Source organism: Enterococcus avium (genome assembly GCF_002891025.1).
Classification (GTDB): domain Bacteria; phylum Bacillota; class Bacilli; order Lactobacillales; family Enterococcaceae; genus Enterococcus_A; species Enterococcus_A avium.
In genome coordinates, this window is the sequence record NZ_NBSL01000002.1 from 1,245,710 (window position 1) to 1,261,625 (window position 15,916).

Annotated in this window: 17 protein-coding genes; 6 read left to right on the forward strand and 11 right to left on the reverse strand. The window is 37.9% G+C overall.

Translation table 11 applies throughout. The features are described from left to right. Nucleotides 1-4: 4 nt before the first annotated feature. On the reverse strand, nt 5-247 hold the full coding sequence (locus tag AUF14_RS06400) for a DUF896 family protein (RefSeq protein WP_016180173.1): 243 nt from the start codon (nt 245-247) through the stop codon (nt 5-7). A 133-nt stretch (nt 248-380) separates the two neighbouring features. Between AUF14_RS06400 and lexA the strand changes: the two genes are divergently transcribed. Both lexA and AUF14_RS06410 read left to right on the forward strand, forming a co-directional pair. Beyond that, nucleotides 381-1,004, forward strand: coding sequence for a transcriptional repressor LexA (lexA, locus tag AUF14_RS06405; RefSeq protein ID WP_049221680.1), 624 nt, complete (start codon nt 381-383; stop codon nt 1,002-1,004). A gap of 105 nt (nt 1,005-1,109) precedes the next feature. Next, the gene (locus AUF14_RS06410) at nt 1,110-1,376 is read left to right on the forward strand and encodes a hypothetical protein (protein WP_016180171.1); all 267 of its coding nucleotides are present in this window, start codon (nt 1,110-1,112) and stop codon (nt 1,374-1,376) included. A 103-nt stretch (nt 1,377-1,479) separates the two neighbouring features. On the opposite strand, the gene AUF14_RS06415 is transcribed toward AUF14_RS06410, so the two are convergent. The 8 genes from AUF14_RS06415 to obgE form a co-directional block, all read right to left on the reverse strand. Continuing rightward, nucleotides 1,480-1,992 carry an adenine phosphoribosyltransferase gene (locus tag AUF14_RS06415; RefSeq protein WP_016180170.1) on the reverse strand — a complete coding sequence of 171 codons (513 nt, stop codon included), beginning with the start codon at nt 1,990-1,992 and terminating at the stop codon, nt 1,480-1,482. A 14-nt stretch (nt 1,993-2,006) separates the two neighbouring features. Continuing rightward, nucleotides 2,007-4,286, reverse strand: a complete 2,280-nt coding sequence (gene recJ, locus AUF14_RS06420) for a single-stranded-DNA-specific exonuclease RecJ (RefSeq protein ID WP_049221683.1) — start codon at nt 4,284-4,286, stop codon at nt 2,007-2,009. Between the two features lie 94 nt (nt 4,287-4,380). Continuing rightward, entirely contained in the window at nt 4,381-4,809 is a 429-nt protein-coding gene (locus AUF14_RS06425) for a LapA family protein (protein ID WP_049221685.1), read from the reverse strand. A gap of 9 nt (nt 4,810-4,818) precedes the next feature. After that, nucleotides 4,819-5,607 (reverse strand): SDR family NAD(P)-dependent oxidoreductase, encoded by a 789-nt coding sequence (locus tag AUF14_RS06430; protein ID WP_049221686.1) that lies wholly within the window; start codon nt 5,605-5,607, stop codon nt 4,819-4,821. Between the two features lie 39 nt (nt 5,608-5,646). Continuing rightward, complete coding sequence (rnz, locus tag AUF14_RS06435; RefSeq protein ID WP_049221689.1) at nt 5,647-6,570, reverse strand: ribonuclease Z; 924 nt, start codon at nt 6,568-6,570, stop codon at nt 5,647-5,649. A gap of 91 nt (nt 6,571-6,661) precedes the next feature. Then, nucleotides 6,662-7,213 carry a DUF456 domain-containing protein gene (locus AUF14_RS06440; RefSeq protein WP_016180165.1) on the reverse strand — a complete coding sequence of 184 codons (552 nt, stop codon included), beginning with the start codon at nt 7,211-7,213 and terminating at the stop codon, nt 6,662-6,664. Nucleotides 7,214-7,383: 170 nt separating this feature from the next. Further along, complete coding sequence (locus tag AUF14_RS06445) at nt 7,384-8,118, reverse strand: winged helix-turn-helix domain-containing protein (RefSeq protein WP_016180164.1); 735 nt, start codon at nt 8,116-8,118, stop codon at nt 7,384-7,386. 725 nt (nt 8,119-8,843) lie between these two features. Next, nucleotides 8,844-10,157 carry a GTPase ObgE gene (gene obgE, locus AUF14_RS06450; protein WP_049221692.1) on the reverse strand — a complete coding sequence of 438 codons (1,314 nt, stop codon included), beginning with the start codon at nt 10,155-10,157 and terminating at the stop codon, nt 8,844-8,846. A 266-nt stretch (nt 10,158-10,423) separates the two neighbouring features. On the opposite strand from obgE, the gene gap reads away from it, so the two are divergent. Next, the gene (gene gap, locus AUF14_RS06455) at nt 10,424-11,434 is read left to right on the forward strand and encodes a type I glyceraldehyde-3-phosphate dehydrogenase (protein ID WP_016180162.1); all 1,011 of its coding nucleotides are present in this window, start codon (nt 10,424-10,426) and stop codon (nt 11,432-11,434) included. Between the two features lie 155 nt (nt 11,435-11,589). Further along, nucleotides 11,590-12,339, forward strand: a complete 750-nt coding sequence (locus tag AUF14_RS06460) for a peptidylprolyl isomerase (RefSeq protein ID WP_049221696.1) — start codon at nt 11,590-11,592, stop codon at nt 12,337-12,339. Between the two features lie 48 nt (nt 12,340-12,387). On the opposite strand, the gene fabZ is transcribed toward AUF14_RS06460, so the two are convergent. Next, nucleotides 12,388-12,837 (reverse strand): 3-hydroxyacyl-ACP dehydratase FabZ, encoded by a 450-nt coding sequence (gene fabZ, locus AUF14_RS06465; RefSeq protein ID WP_016180160.1) that lies wholly within the window; start codon nt 12,835-12,837, stop codon nt 12,388-12,390. Nucleotides 12,838-12,999: 162 nt separating this feature from the next. On the opposite strand from fabZ, the gene fabI reads away from it, so the two are divergent. Beyond that, a complete protein-coding gene (gene fabI / locus AUF14_RS06470) occupies nt 13,000-13,755 on the forward strand; it encodes an enoyl-ACP reductase FabI (protein WP_016180159.1) in 756 nt (251 codons plus the stop codon). A gap of 51 nt (nt 13,756-13,806) precedes the next feature. Here the strand turns inward: fabI and AUF14_RS06475 are convergent, their stop codons facing one another. Further along, on the reverse strand, nt 13,807-14,820 hold the full coding sequence (locus AUF14_RS06475) for a branched-chain amino acid aminotransferase (protein ID WP_049221698.1): 1,014 nt from the start codon (nt 14,818-14,820) through the stop codon (nt 13,807-13,809). A 157-nt stretch (nt 14,821-14,977) separates the two neighbouring features. On the opposite strand from AUF14_RS06475, the gene AUF14_RS06480 reads away from it, so the two are divergent. After that, the gene (locus AUF14_RS06480; RefSeq protein ID WP_049221701.1) at nt 14,978-15,892 is read left to right on the forward strand and encodes a mechanosensitive ion channel family protein; all 915 of its coding nucleotides are present in this window, start codon (nt 14,978-14,980) and stop codon (nt 15,890-15,892) included. The last annotated feature ends 24 nt before the right edge of the window (nt 15,893-15,916 follow it).

The window sequence follows — 15,916 nt, forward strand, 5'->3', positions numbered from 1 at the left end:
AGATTTATTTTCTATTGTGCAGACCCTTTTCTTTCTGAATCTTTTTTAACTTCTCTGGCGTGACATCATTTCCTTTTGGATCGACGACTTTCATTCCTTCGATGTGATGCCGCATTCCGCTACGAAACGAAGCAATGTATTCTTCTCTTAAGACCTTCTGCTCATGAGCTTCAGCGTCCGTTAAGCCGACTGTCTTCTTTTTTTTAGCTAGTTCATTAATGCGTGCGATAGTTTCATCGTTAATCATCTTGAGCACCTCTTTTCCCCTTCTAATTATACATAAAAAAAAATAAGTTGAAAGTACCAAGAAATACGAACGCTTGTTTGATTTGTTTGAATAACTATGCTACACTAAAAAAAAACGAAAGAAGGTGCGGGCATTGGCAAAAAGAACGGAAACAAAACAATTAGAAGTTTTACGTTTCATTCATGAACGCGTTGAAGATAAAGGTTATCCACCCACTGTTAGAGAAATAGGAGAGGCTGTGAATCTTTCATCTACTTCTACAGTTCATGGTCATTTATCCAGATTAGAAAAAAAAGGATGGATCCAACGCGACCCAACAAAACCAAGAGCAATTGAATTAACCATTACTGGATTAGAAAAAATCGGGGTGGCTCCGCAAGTCATACCTATGTTAGGGGTCGTTACCGCTGGTGAACCTATTTTAGCAGTAGAAGAAGCTTCAGACTTCTTTCCAGTTCCCCCAGATCTATCAAGCGAAGAAGGCAGCTTGTTTATGCTGACGATTCGCGGAGAAAGTATGATCAACGCTGGAATTTATGACGGCGATCACGTCATTGTCAGAAAACAATCAACAGCGACTAATGGTGAAATTGTGATCGCTATGACGGATGAGAATGAAGCAACCTGTAAGAGATTTTATCGCGAAGCTGATCACATTCGTTTACAACCTGAAAATGATGAGTTAGCACCATTGATTTACAATAATGTTTCTATTCTTGGAAAAGTTGTCGGATTGTACCGTAACCATATTTATTAATCGGAATTGCATTCCGATTATTTTTTTCTTTACAAAACGAACAAACATTCGTATAATAGATATACAAACACACGTTCGCGTATTTATATATAGGAGTGATTATTGATGAAAGCAGTAAGAAGATTTGGTTTGATTATCGCTGTATTGTTGCTAGGATTATTGATCGGTAAGTTAGGTTCTTTAGCTACGGTTGTTATTTTCTCTGGTTTGTTTCTTGTCTGGTTCATGTTGTGGGATGAACGTAAGTATGCACAGCACTATGCTGAACGTCACTACGATGAAGAAGAGTTCGAAGAAGAACAATACTATAAGGAACCAGCCGAAGATTTCTACTACGTGACTTACGATCATCAGTATCACAAGTCCGCATAAATTATTTTACAAGCTGCTAGATTCTCATCTGGTAGCTTTTTTTGCGTTACATTTGAAAGTGAACACAAAAAAGAGTTGAAGAAATTCTTCAACTCAAATTTTTCTAATAGTCCATCAAAGTTAAGATATCATACCCTTGAATTTTATCGCGACCATGTAATTCTTCTAATTCAATTAAGAAAGCACAACCAACTACAATGCCACCCAGCTTTTCAACTAGTTCGATCGTTGCCTTGATTGTTCCGCCAGTTGCTAACAGGTCATCAGTAATTAATACGCGCTGACCAGGTTGAATTGCATCGCTATGAATCGTTAACGTGTCCATTCCGTATTCTTTTTCATATTCTACCTCAATTACTTCACGAGGCAATTTGCCAGGTTTTCGAACAGGTGCAAAACCTAATCCTAGTTCAAATGCCACTGGACATCCTACGATAAAGCCTCGAGCTTCCGGTCCAACAACCATATCAATTTGTTTTTCTTTCGCGTAATTAACAATCTGTTTTGTTGCTTCCCGATAGGCTTCACCATCTGCCATAAGTGGTGAAATATCACGGAAAACAATCCCTTCTTTTGGATAATCTGGGATACTAGCAATATAGTCTTTCAAATTCATCTCGGTATTTCCTCCTAGCCTTTCAGCCAATTTCTAATTGTTTGAATATCATTCATTAATAAAAATTCTTCACTATCAATTCGAGCTATGCGTTTTTGATAAATCTCACTTTCTTCAAAAGCTCGATTTTGTGGAGCTTCTACCATTTGTAAAACGCCGTCGTCTATTGTAACAAATTTTAGCTCAGAAAACACGTGAATCATGAATACTAATAACTTTTCCGGGATTCTTAAGTAATTCGACACAACTTTCAGCTTGAAACGAATGTCTACTCGCGGTTGTTTTCGGAAAAATTGATAAAGCTTTGCAAATTGATCGCGCTTAGGCAATCCATTCAAATAAGCTTCGTCAGGACTGTACAGATATAAATAAATTCGCGTAAAGCTTCCTTCGTTTGCAATTTCTTTCAATAAATCTTTTTGATCAGGACAATCAAGTACGACTAACTGATCATAGTCGGACCAGGTAATTGTCGGATCGTATAAAGTTACTGCTTTTTGCAACTCTTTTGTAAAATATTTCTGACTTTTCGTTTGAAAAGCTAAATAAAGAATTCGATCGCCCTCGATATTTTGATCCCAGGTATATTTCGCCCGGCGATCAATTACCTGTAAGCCATCAGAAGCAAAATCGACCAAACGAAATTGGACTTTTTTCTGTCCGTTCCATTCATTGATTTCTAAGTCACCGACAAATCTAGTATCTGGCTGTTGAATTTCTTCGCTCTCGTCACCAAAACCAAAGCCAATCGCATCTATTTGACTATCTTCATTTTTCACTGAGAATTTAACATGTTGCTGATCGCTACCGATACGCTTGAATAGATTGATATTTCCTTCGATTAAAAAATGCGGTGCTGGATTATCCGTTCCAAAAGGCGCTAACTGTTTTAATTCCTCAACAAATTTCAGATTAATTGCAGATAAAGGTAAAACTTCATCAATTAATAAGGAAGTGCCTTTGCTTAAATCGATCTGCTCAGCAGAAATATAGTCATTCATCATTTTTCGAAGAACAGGGATATTCTCTGCTGGCATAGTCAATCCTATGGCTGCAGCGTGTCCTCCAAAATGAGTAAATTCAGAACGCATCGTATTTAGCATACCAAATAAATCTAAAGCTTCGATACTTCGACCAGAACCCTTTGCAACGCCATTCTCATCAATAGATAAAATGATTGTCGGGTGTCCCGTCTGCTTTAAAATATTTCCTGCTACGATTCCTAAAACACCAGGATTCCACCCTTCTGCTGCAATCAAATGAACAGCATCTTCTGGATTCACTAGCGCAGTTGCTTCGGAAGTTATATCCTGCACGATTTGCTTTCGCTCATCGTTGATCTGGTTTAATTTTTCAGCTAACTGATGTGCGATCTCTTCATCAAACGTTGTCATTAACTCGACAGCAGGATTAGGATCACCTAAGCGTCCAATGGCATTTAATCTTGGTCCAACACTGAAGCCAATACTTGTTTCGTCCACCTTTTGCAAATCAACACTGCTGATCTTCAGTAATTCTAATAATCCCAAACGCTGTGTTTGCTTAATGGCCTGCAAACCTAGTTTTACAAGATTTCGATTCTCTCCAGTCATTGAAACTAAATCTGCAACTGTTCCAATCGTGACTAGATCTAACATCTCTAACGGTACCTCTTCTAATAAAGCAGTCGCTAATTTAAAGGCAACGCCTGCACCGGCCAACTCTCCAAATGGATAATGCCCATCTGGATGTCGCGGATGGACAATACAATAGGCATCCGGTAAAACTGGCGGCATCTCATGGTGGTCTGTAATAATCACATCAACACCCTGTGAATTTGCGAAATCAATGGCCTCGTTACCTGCAACGCCATTATCAACTGTAATAATTAATTGAATTCCTTCATTTATTTTCTCGGCAAAAAGCTCTTTATTAGGTCCGTAACCATGAATAAATCGATTCGGCAACACATAGTGAACATCAGCTCCGATCATCTCCAATGTTTCTAACATGATCGAAGTGCTCGTAATTCCATCTGCATCATAGTCGCCGTAAATCAAAATCCGTTGCCCTTCCATGATAGCGTTTTGAATTCGTTCTACCGCTTTGTCCATGTCGTGCATCAGAAATGGATCATGCAAATCATCAATATTTGCTTTTATTAACTGCGAAAAATCATCTGTTGTATGTATATTTCGATTCCATAAAAGTTCTGCAAATGTTTCGCTATATCCCTGACTCACCATTTCTTCTTTAAAGGTAGAATCAATCGGACTCGTGCTTCTAATTTGCCAATCGAAGTTTGCTTTTTTCACTCTATCACTTCCCAACCGTATTAGTATAGCAAAAAAGAAACAGACAAGAAAGAGAAGAAGACCTTAGTTTTTTTCTAACTAAGGTCTTCTTCTCTTAATCGTAATAATCAATCGGATGAGTTTCCTTCTTTTCGGACTGCGAACTTTGCATTGCAGCTAACGCATCATCTTTTTCCTTTAAAAGACTTTCGTAGTTAGCTTTCAGCACTGCCATTTCATTTTCTTGCTCACGTTGAAAAGCCGCTTTTTCTTCCGCTAGTTTTTGTCCATTATTCGCTTCGTAGCTTTGAATCGACTCTTTCAACTGCTTGATTTCTTTTCGCTGTTGAAAGAAAGTAGCTCCTGAGGTTAATAAAACAACCAAAGCCCCTATCAAGGCTGAGCCGATAATCACTAAAACTAGAGAAAGATAAATTTTTTTGATCAAGAAATTGACTGGAACTTCTTGGCTATTGGAAAGTGCGAAGATCACAATCACTAAAACTAAAATGAATCCTAAAAAAACTTTCCATTGCTTTTTCATTTTGCTTTCCTACTTCCTATTAAACAGACCGCCCGCTAAAAAATCTCCAATATGAGGGAATAAGCCGTAAAAAATACTAGCCCCTTCCATGATAAATGGGCGATTGATCTCGCGGGTGGGTTTCCCCATTTTATTTACGATCGTTTTGGCTAGTTTATGCGGATCTAAAACGATCCCCCCTAAGTTTTCCAAGTAACTGCCGCTTGGATCAGCCTTGTCGAAGAATTCTGTAGCAATTGGTCCCGGATTAATAGTCGTAACATAAACATTTGCAGGCCGAAGCTCTAGCCGTAAAGCATTAGAAAAACCCAGTACCGCGAATTTTGTTGCCGAATAAACTGTTGATTTTGGCGTTGCCATTTTCGCTGCCATAGATGCCACGTTAAAAATATGCCCAGACTTATTATTAACCATTGAAATAGCAATTTTTTGTGTAAAATACATAATCCCTAAAACGTTGACTTCAAACATATTTTTTGCTACATCTAGGTCAAAATCGACAAAATTGTCAAACAAACCAAATCCTGCATTGTTCACCAAAACATCCACATCACCAACTTCAGCGGCGATTTTTTCGATCACTACCTCCACGCTATCTGGATCAGCAATGTCTAGTTGAAAAGCATAGGCGTCTTTGCCGCTCAATTCACTGCAGCGTTCTCTAACCTGTCCAATCAAATTAATCCGGCGAGCACAAGTGACAACAATTGCTCCGCGTTTAGCTGCTTCATAACAAACTTGTTCACCTAATCCAGCAGAACCTCCAGTTACCACAACTACTTTATCGGTTAAATCCATTTAGTTTCCTTCTCTCTGTGTAAAATATATTGCGTGTTTTTATGAAAATGGAATATCAATGATATCGAAATCCTTGGCAATTTGTGTATTTGGAAAGATATCGCGAGCCTCTTCTTCCAATTCCTTCGCTTCTTTGGCAAGGTATCTTGCAGAAATGTGTGTCAACATCAGTTTTTTTGCATTCGCTTCTTTGGCAATAGTTGCCGCTTGATGAGTTGTAGAATGAAAGTAAGCTCGCGCAAGTTTTGCTTCATTTTTATTAAAAGTACTTTCATGGACGATCACATCGCTATCTTTAGCAAATTCACTTGATTTACTCGTGAATCGTGTATCACCAAAAATTGTTACGATTCTTCCCTTTTTGCTTTCTCCCACAAAGTCTTGTCCGTTGATTTCCCGTCCGTCTGAAAGAGTTACCTTTTGACCTTGCTTCAACTTTCCGTATATTGGACCAGCAGGAATACCTAGTGCAACCAATTTTTCTACAAGAAGCATGCCTTCATGATCTGTCTCCTTCACACGGAAGCCATAACTGTCAATCCCATGATCCAGTAACATACATTCAACCGTAAATTGCTTGTCCTTAAAAATGATACCTTCACTCAGTTCTACAAACTGTAAAGGATAAGCCAAACGAGTTTTCGTAACCTGCAAAGATGTTCGCACATAGTTTTCTAGTCCGGCTGGACCATAAATTATGATGGGTTCTTCACCGCCTTGAAAGGAACGACTGCTTAATAAACCAGGCAAACCAAAGATATGATCACCATGCAAATGAGAAATAAAGATTTTCTCAATTTTGCGTGGTTTAATATTTGTTCGTAAAATCTGCATTTGGGTTCCTTCGCCGCAATCAAATAGCCAGATTGCATTACGTTCATCCAACAATTTCAAAGCCAAACCGCTGACATTCCGATGTTTCGCAGGTACACCCGCACCTGTTCCTAAAAATTCTAATTCCATAATTTCCCTGACTTTCTATCAAATTAATCTTATTTTAGAAGAAAGTCCTACTTAGTGCAATCTAATAAAGGAAATCTTTCTCTGCTTTATCTTACTCTTGTGAATTTTTATCATTTTCTGCTTCTTCAGATTCATTTGATTTTTTAGCCATTTCTTGTGCCTTTTTCACTTCATTTTCTACTTCTTCATAATCAAGACGAGTGATTTCGCCCCCTAATTCCATCATGATTAACTGGTTTAATGGACGATTGTCCTCTTCTTCAGCAATCAAAAGTAGTGCAGTATCACCTTCACCGATCTTATCGACTAAAAATTCAAAAACTCCAGTAGCATCTCGAACTTCCTTAGCATCCTGTGTCGCACCAATCATGCCACCAGTAAACCAGCCTAATAAAATCCCCACCGGACCACCAAGAATACCGACCATCATACCGATTAAGCCACCAGTTGAACTTTTATTGCTACCAGTAAAATCCAAAAAGTCTTCAATCTCAAATTTGTGCTCTCCGTCGTTCGAATGATGGACGACCGCCATTTGCTCACCCTTAAAAGATTTGTTCATGTGAAGACGCTTTGCCTTTGAAAAGGCTTCATAAGCTTTTGATTCTACATCGAAGTTCATAATTATTACACGTTTTTCCATTATTTTTCGCTCCCTTATTCTTTTAATCCTAGTGTAGCAAGAAATGAATTTTTTGGAAAATAGAATGAGTTTGAATGATCATAATTTAGTTATGTAAACTATATAAAGCGATTAAAAAAGACCATAGTCAAATACCTGAAAAAGGAATTTGTCTACAGCCTTAATAAAAATTAATTTCCAGTTTTTATTTCTTCCATAATTCGGTCATCAACAATATAGTGATCAAAAAAGACTTTAGACAGCTGATACCCTTCGCCCCAATTTGTGCGAATCACGTCATATTCAACACCGTCAATTTTTAGCTTGTTTCTTAAATGTTTGATAATCGTTGATAAACGTGTCATGTGACTAGCTGAATCGCTGTCACCCCAGATTTTGACTGCCAAATCATTTCGGCTGATCGGTGCATCTTTAGTCGAAATCAATGTACTTAACATCTCACGTTCTGATCGTGTTAGATTCCATAAAGGAATCGGACGTTTTTCATGTTCATCTTCCTCTTGTTTTCCGCGCATACCAAATCCAATTGAATAAACAGATTCTTTCAATGTTTTCTCAGCAAGCTTCTCTCTTAACCCGCTAAGTGTTTCATCTTCAAGTAACCATTCATCGACACCTTTTGACTCCCAATCTGCTTTTTCTTCTTTTTGAGGCATCCGATCAGTCTCTCTAATGATCGTGAATTTCTCGCCGACCTCCTCAAGAATAATTGTTAATTCTTGATCGGAAATCGTTTCGCTAACGATTAGAACATCAAAAAAGCTCATTACTTCTAATGGTACTTGTTTTGTTTGAAGCATGGTTAATAATTTTGCTGAGCTTAAAACTTCAATATTTAAGCGTTGTAGCTTTTCAACTAAAGGTCTCTCCACTAAGATATTGTGCGTTAAAATTAATACTTGCATCACATTATTCCCCTTTTTTATTATTAAAAATAAGTTTCCGAACAGTTGGCTAGGAAAGTTTTATTAATTAACAATATAATTATTACTTGTTACAAGGTTAGTTTACACCGGCTGAGGCTTCGGCGCTACCCAAAAGCTTATAATTCAGTAATCACAATTAGAATTATTGATAAAAATTTTGGGTTAAAAAAACTTTTCCTAGATAAAATAATTCAATTATCATTTTTAAACAACACTTTTTTCGATCGTTCATAAAAATTTAGAACAAATAACAGCTGTCATTCAAATTGATTCTAATTAACAAAATAAATTCTTTTATGTCGCCCATATTGTTCCTAATGCTGAAAAAATAAGATTTAATCATTTTACTTTACACATTTATTTTTCAACTAATATTTCATAACTGATTTAGCTGGATAAGAATATTTAATATTAATTCGTTTTTAAAGCTACAAAAAAATATCGATTATTAATATTAAAAATAACACGCATTTTCTATAGATTTGTTCTCTCATTGTTTTTTAAACAATTCAAAATTCTTCAATCAATAATTTCTCTTAAAGATAAATTAATAAATGGCAATATCTTTGACATCGATTTTCTTTGTTCTTCTAGAAAAGTCATACTTATTTACAATTAAAAGCACTTTCTTTTTGCTTTTATCACACAAAAAAATACCGCAAAATAAATTGCGGTACAGCTTAAAATTAATTACGATTTTATTTTTAGTCTACAAATTCAAATTCAAATTTGTCGATACGAACAAGATCACCATCTTTGGCTCCGCGAGCTCTTAAAGCTTCATCGACTCCCATTGATCGAAGTTGACGAGCAAAGCGCATTACTGTCTCATCATGATCAAAGTTCGTCATCTTAAAGAGTTTTTCCAATTGTTCTCCACTAAGTACCCAAGTTGCATCAGGTTCACGTGTAATGGTAAATTCTGGTTCATTCGATTGGAAGCCGTAGTTTACAGTATCTTCTTCTACTTCTTCGTCATACAACAAGAATTCTGGTGTCACTTCTAATAGATCCGCCGTCGCATTTAGCAAATTATCTAAGCCCTGCTTTGTAATTGCTGAGATTGCAAAAACAGGAATATCATCAGCAAATTCATCTTTCTTATCCTTCTTCAAAGCATCTTTAAACTTCTTCAAGTTTTCTTCAGCGTTTGGCATATCCATTTTATTAGCAACGATAATTTGTGGACGCTCTAACAAACGCAGATTATGTGAACCTAACTCTTTATTAATTGCTTGATAGTCTTCGTATGGCTCGCGCCCTTCCATTCCGCTCATATCAATCACGTGCAAAATAACCCGTGTGCGCTCAATGTGTCGCAGAAATTGAGTTCCTAAGCCAACACCTTGCGAGGCACCCTCGATCAAGCCGGGTAAGTCGGCAGCAGCAAAACTGCGACCATCACTGGTTGTTACCATACCTAAATTAGGTACTAACGTAGTGAAATGATACGCACCAATTTTCGGACGTGCAGAAGAAATCACTGACAGGATCGTTGACTTTCCAACTGATGGAAAACCAACTAAACCAACATCAGCTAGGACCTTCAATTCTAATTCAATGTTGCGTTCTTGTCCGGGCTCACCATTTTCAGCAAGCTCAGGTGCAGGATTTCTCGGTGAAGCAAAACGTGTGTTGCCACGGCCGCCGCGTCCGCCATGAGCAACAATCAGTTCTTGGCCATTTTCGATTAAATCACCAATTAAAGCTCCCGTATCAGCATCACGAACAGTTGTGCCTGGTGGAACGCTGACGTAAGTATCTTCAGCCCCACGACCATGCATTCCTTTGCTCATGCCATTTTCGCCTGGAGTAGCTCTAAAATGACGATTGTAACGAAAGTCCATCAGTGTACGCAATCCTTCATCCACCACTAAGATGACATCGCCGCCACGTCCGCCGTCACCTCCAGCTGGCCCGCCATCTGGCACATATTTTTCACGACGAAAGGCGACCATCCCATCTCCGCCCTTACCGGCTTTGACATCGATCGTTACTTGATCTAAAAACATGGACATTTTCGTGTCCTCCTTATCTCTTTATTCTATTGACTAATGAATCTCCACATAAACAAAGTCTCGTTTATTGTAGCTAGATTAACTGAAAAAGTCCATTCTTATTGATAGAAGCTTAAAAAAAATTTGGTGCTTTCAATTTTTTTAGTAGTTTTCCGTTAAAAATTTTTCTCAGGTAATATCTTTTGACAAAAAAATTGATGCGTTGCACAATAAAAAATGTAAGGCGTCAAGCTTTGCTTGATATAAAAAAGGAGGAACTTTTGGTTATGACAGTAAAAGTAGGTATTAATGGATTTGGACGTATTGGTCGTTTAGCTTTCCGTCGGATCAAAGAAGTATCAGACGATATTGAAGTAGTAGCAATCAACGACTTAACAAGTCCTACAATGTTGGCACAATTATTACAATTTGATTCAACACATGGCACATATCCTGGCACAGTTACTGCGACAGAAGATTCAATCGTTGTTGACGGCGAAAAAACTCGTGTATATGCTGAACCAGATGCAAGCAAAATCCCATGGGTAAAAGAAAATGGCGTAGATATCGTGCTTGAATGTACTGGCTTCTATACTTCAGAAGAAAAAGCACAAGCACACATTGACGCAGGTGTAAAACGTGTGGTTATCTCAGCTCCTGCTGGACAAATGAAAACAATCGTATACAACGTAAATGATGATACTTTGGACTCAAATGACAAAATCATTTCAGCTGGTTCTTGTACAACAAACTGTCTAGCTCCTATGGCTTACTTCTTAAATGAAGAATTCGGTATCGAAGTTGGTACAATGACTACCGTACATGCTTACACTTCAACTCAAATGTTGTTAGATGGACCGGTTAAGGGCGGTAACTTACGTGCTGCACGTTCAGCTGCTGATAATACGATCCCACATTCAACTGGTGCTGCCAAAGCGATTGGCTTGGTAATCCCAGAATTGAACGGAAAATTACAAGGACATGCTCAACGTGTTCCCGTTGTTGATGGTTCATTGACAGAATTGGTTTCAGTTCTTAAAACAAAAGTTACTGCTGACCAAGTGAACGAAGCGATCAAGAAACATACAGTTGACAACCCATCATTCGGCTACGATGATCGTGAAATCGTATCTGGTGACGTCATCGGAACAACACAAGGATCAATCTTTGACCCAACTCAAACAGAAGTAACTTCTGCCGGCGACTATCAATTAGTTAAGACAGTTGCTTGGTATGACAACGAATACGGCTTCACCTGCCAAATGATTCGTTTGCTAGAAAAATTTGCAAACCTATAAAATTCAAATAGTTTTTTAAGGAGATCATTTTCGATCTCCTTTTTTTATGCTCGTTTCTATGAATTTTTTGAAGTAAAAGTCACCTTTTTTTCATAGGAACTATGTTAAAAGTTTGTTATCATAGGAATGATAATAAGTTTGAAAAGGAGAATTATATGCAATTCAAAAAAATAATGATCGGTGCAAGCTTAGCCTTGTCAATTGGGCTATTTGCGGCTTGTAGCAACGATACTGCTACGAAAGATACAAAAGAAAGTGCAACAAAAACAACAGAATCCAGTGTAGATTTAAATAAATTGGATCTGCCTCAGCTCAACGACAAAGTCACTGATGATGAATACTTAGTTGAACTTGTTACAACTGAAGGAAACGTAAAAATCAAACTTTTCCCAGAACAAGCACCAAAAGCAGTAGAAAATTTTGTGAAGCACGCTAAGGATGGGTACTACAAAGACACTCCTTTTCATCGCGTGATCAAAGACTTTATGATTCAAGGCGGTGATCCAAAAGGTGATGGCACTGGCGGAGAAAGTATTTGGAAAAAAGGCTTCAAAACAGAAGATTCCAATCAACTTTATAATATCCGTGGTGCCCTTTCAATGGCTCGTGCAGAGTCACGCAGCAGCAATGGCAGTCAGTTTTTTATTGTAACTAATAACGAAGATCAAAGCGATGGTTTGGCGATTCAATACTATCCTGAGAAAATCATTGAAGCCTATAAAAAAGGTGGCGCGCCACAACTTGATGGCGAGTATACCGTATTTGGACAAGTCACTGAAGGTATGGATGTAGTCGATAAGATCGCTAGCGGCGAAGTGAAAGATAATGGTTCCGGAGAGAAATCTACACCTACAGAACCAGTCAAAGTTACTGAAGTGAAGGTTTTGCAAGAACCTAAGAAGTAGTCAAAAAGAACCGAATTTTCTCGAAGGAGAATTCGGTTCTTTTTTAAATTATTTTTTTTGTTCCTTATCGCCAACAATAAAGGTAAATTCACATTCTGTTACAGTCTTATCCTCCACTGTCGCCCATGCTTTGGCAGTTCCCACCGGTCCTTTGACCTTTTGAATATCAAAATTCAAGAATAAGGTATCGCCTGGACGTACGAATTCCAAAAAATGTGCTTTATTGATGCCGCCGATATACGCAGTCTTCCCTTCGAATGCTGCTGATTTCAGAATTAATAATGATCCTGCTTGTGCCAACGCTTCAACAATCAGTGTGCCGGGCATGATTGGTTCACCTGGGAAATATCCTTGGAAAAAATCTTCATTCATCGTTAAATTTTTCATCGCTGTGATATGCTTTTCATCTTCAAATTCTGTGACTGCATCTAAATAATAAATGGGAAAGCGATTCGGGATCGCAGCCATGATTTCTTCGACATTCATAATTTTTTTCATTTTGCACCTCTATGAATATTTTATTTGATTATCAAACTATCATATTCTTGCAGTTTAATCAAGACGTATTGGAATAATCAAAAAAATAGTTTGACAATCAAAGCTTTTTCCAACATAATGAGAGCATATTATTTTTTATATTATTTAGGAGTGTGTCATTTAATGTCTATTTTAACGGGAAAAAAAATTATCGTGACAGGCGTAGCCAATAAAAAAAGTATCGCTTGGGGATGTGCCAAAGCGATCGCTGAACAAGGCGCGGAAATCATTTATACTTATCAAAACGATCGAATGAAGAAAAATTTAGTCAAGTTAGTTGGCGAAGATGCAAATATGTTTGAACTTGATGTTGCTAGTGATGAAAAAATTGAGGCTGCTTTTTCTTTGATCAAAGAGAAATTTGGTTCGATCGATGGTTTGGTCCATTCGATTGCTTTTGCCAACAAAGAAGAATTATCTGGCAATGTAACAGAGATCACTCGCGACGGCTTCCAACTAGCTCAAGACATCAGTGCTTATTCGTTATTAGCTGTCTCTAAATATGCTGCTCCATTGATGACTGATGGCGGAAGCATCGTGACAATGACTTACATGGGATCTGAGCGTTCGATCCCTAACTACAACATGATGGGCATTGCCAAAGCTGCTTTAGAAGCAGAAGTTCGCTACTTAGCAACAGAACTTGCGCCGAAAAATATTCGTGTTAATGCGATCTCTGCTGGAGCAATCAAAACATTAGCTGTAACTGGCGTGAAGGACTACCAATCATTATTGAGCTTATCCGAAGAACGTACACCTGATAAAGTCGCTGTAACAATCGAAGAAGTTGGAAACTCATGTGCTTTCTTACTTAGTCCATTAGCGACAGGTATCATTGGAGACGTCATCTATGTCGACAAAGGCGTTCACTTAAGCTAAACAATATCAAAAATCGCCGTTCTCCATGAACGACGATTTTTTTTTAATTTATTAGACTTCAAAAATCCAACCATCCGGCGCTTCAACATCACCAAACTGAATACCTACCAGCTCATCGTACAATTTCTTCGTTACGGGCCCCACTTCTGTCTCACTATAAAAGACATGGAAATCATCGCCATTTTGAATTCCGGCAATCGGTGCGATAATCGCCGCAGTTCCACAAGCTCCAGCTTCTGCAAATTTATCCAATTCATCCAAGCGAACATCTCCTTCGATTGCCTCTAAACCAAAGCGTTCACTAGCAAGATACAGCAAGGAGTATTTCGTAATGCTTGGCAGAATCGATGGAGATTTTGGTGTGACAAATTGATTATCCCGTGTAATTCCGAAAAAGTTTGCTGATCCGACTTCTTCAATCTTTGTATGCGTTGCTGGGTCTAAATAAATACAATCAGAGAAATTACGGTCGTGTGCGATTTGACCAGGCAATAAACTCGCAGCATAATTTCCGCCGACCTTCGCTGCTCCAGTTCCAAATGGTGCGGCTCTATCATATTCGGAAACAATGAAATTGCTTGGTGCTAATCCACCTTTAAAATACGGCCCAACTGGCATACAAAATACGCCAAATATATATTCTGGTGCAGGAACGATCCCAATATTTGGACCTACGCCAATTAAATAAGGGCGTAGATATAAAGTTGCTCCAGTACCATACGGAGGTACATATTCTTCATTAGCATTTACAACTTGTTTCACTGCATCGATAAACTTGTCTTCTGGAACGGCTGGCATCTGAAGACGTTCAGCACTCTTATTCAAACGTTTTGAGTTCTCATCTGGTCGGAATAAATTAATTTTTCCATCCTTTCGACGATATGCCTTTAATCCTTCAAAACATTCTTGACCATAATGGAGACATGTCGAGCCTTCATTAATGGTGATGGTGTTATCCTCTGTTAATACGCCATCATCCCATTGCCCATTTTTCCAATGAGAAATATAGCGGAAAGGTGTCTTGATATAATCAAAGCCTAACTCTTCCCATTTTATATTCACCATTCTATCATCTCCTTCTTATTTAAATGTTAGTCTATCACTTTCTTTTATCGTTGTCATGATTTTTTTCAATAAAAAGAAAATGAGGGTGTGTTTTCCCTAGTCGACAGAAAAGCGAAAGATTGTTACACTATTTTTATTAATCTAATGGGAGTGGCTTATGATTTTATTTACATCACAAACAGTGGATTCCAGCACTACCAATGTTGTCGATCAGGCGACGGAACAATTGTCAGCTTGGCAAAAATATTGGCAATCGATTGATTGGGATCACGTTTTTTCAGTTTTAATTCAAAAAGGCATGACAATTATTGCTGTTTTGATTCTATTTTATCTAATTAGAAAAATCGGAAGCTTTTTGATCAATCAATCTTTTGATCGGCAGAAAAAGAAAATGGCAGATAATGCCACTCGAGTTGAAACAATCCATGCTTTGTCAATGAACGTCTTTTCTTACACACTCTTTTTCTTTTTCCTTTATTCGATTTTGGATACGCTTGGGATTCCTGTGGGTTCACTATTAGCGGGTGCCGGAATTGCCGGAATTGCCATAGGTTTGGGAGCACAAGGGTTCACTAATGATATAATCACTGGTTTTTTCATTATTATGGAACAACAGATCGATGTCGGTGACTATATTCGATTGACCGATCTGCAAATTGAGGGAACAGTCACCTCTGTTGGTATTCGTATGCTGCAAATGAAATCTGCAGATGGAACTGTTCATTTTATACCTAATCGCAACATTACAACCATCAGCAATCTTTCTCGTGCCCATATGCAAGTAAAGGTTGATATTCGCATCCAACCAGACGAAGGATATGATAAGATTATCCATTTGATTGATGAAACGAATCAAAAGCTTTCCGAAGAGTTTAAGGATGAGATTTTTGATGGACCTACTCTATTCGGAATGGTTGACTTAGGCAATAGCAACTATGCAATTCGAACAATTCTGTATGTAACAAATGGAAAACAATACAAGCTGCAGGAAGAATTTTTATCTGCTTATGTCCAAACCTTGACTCAAAACGGTTTTAGTATTCCCAATAATCCAGTTGCGTATGGAAAATAAAAAGAAGTTCGCTCCATGATAAAT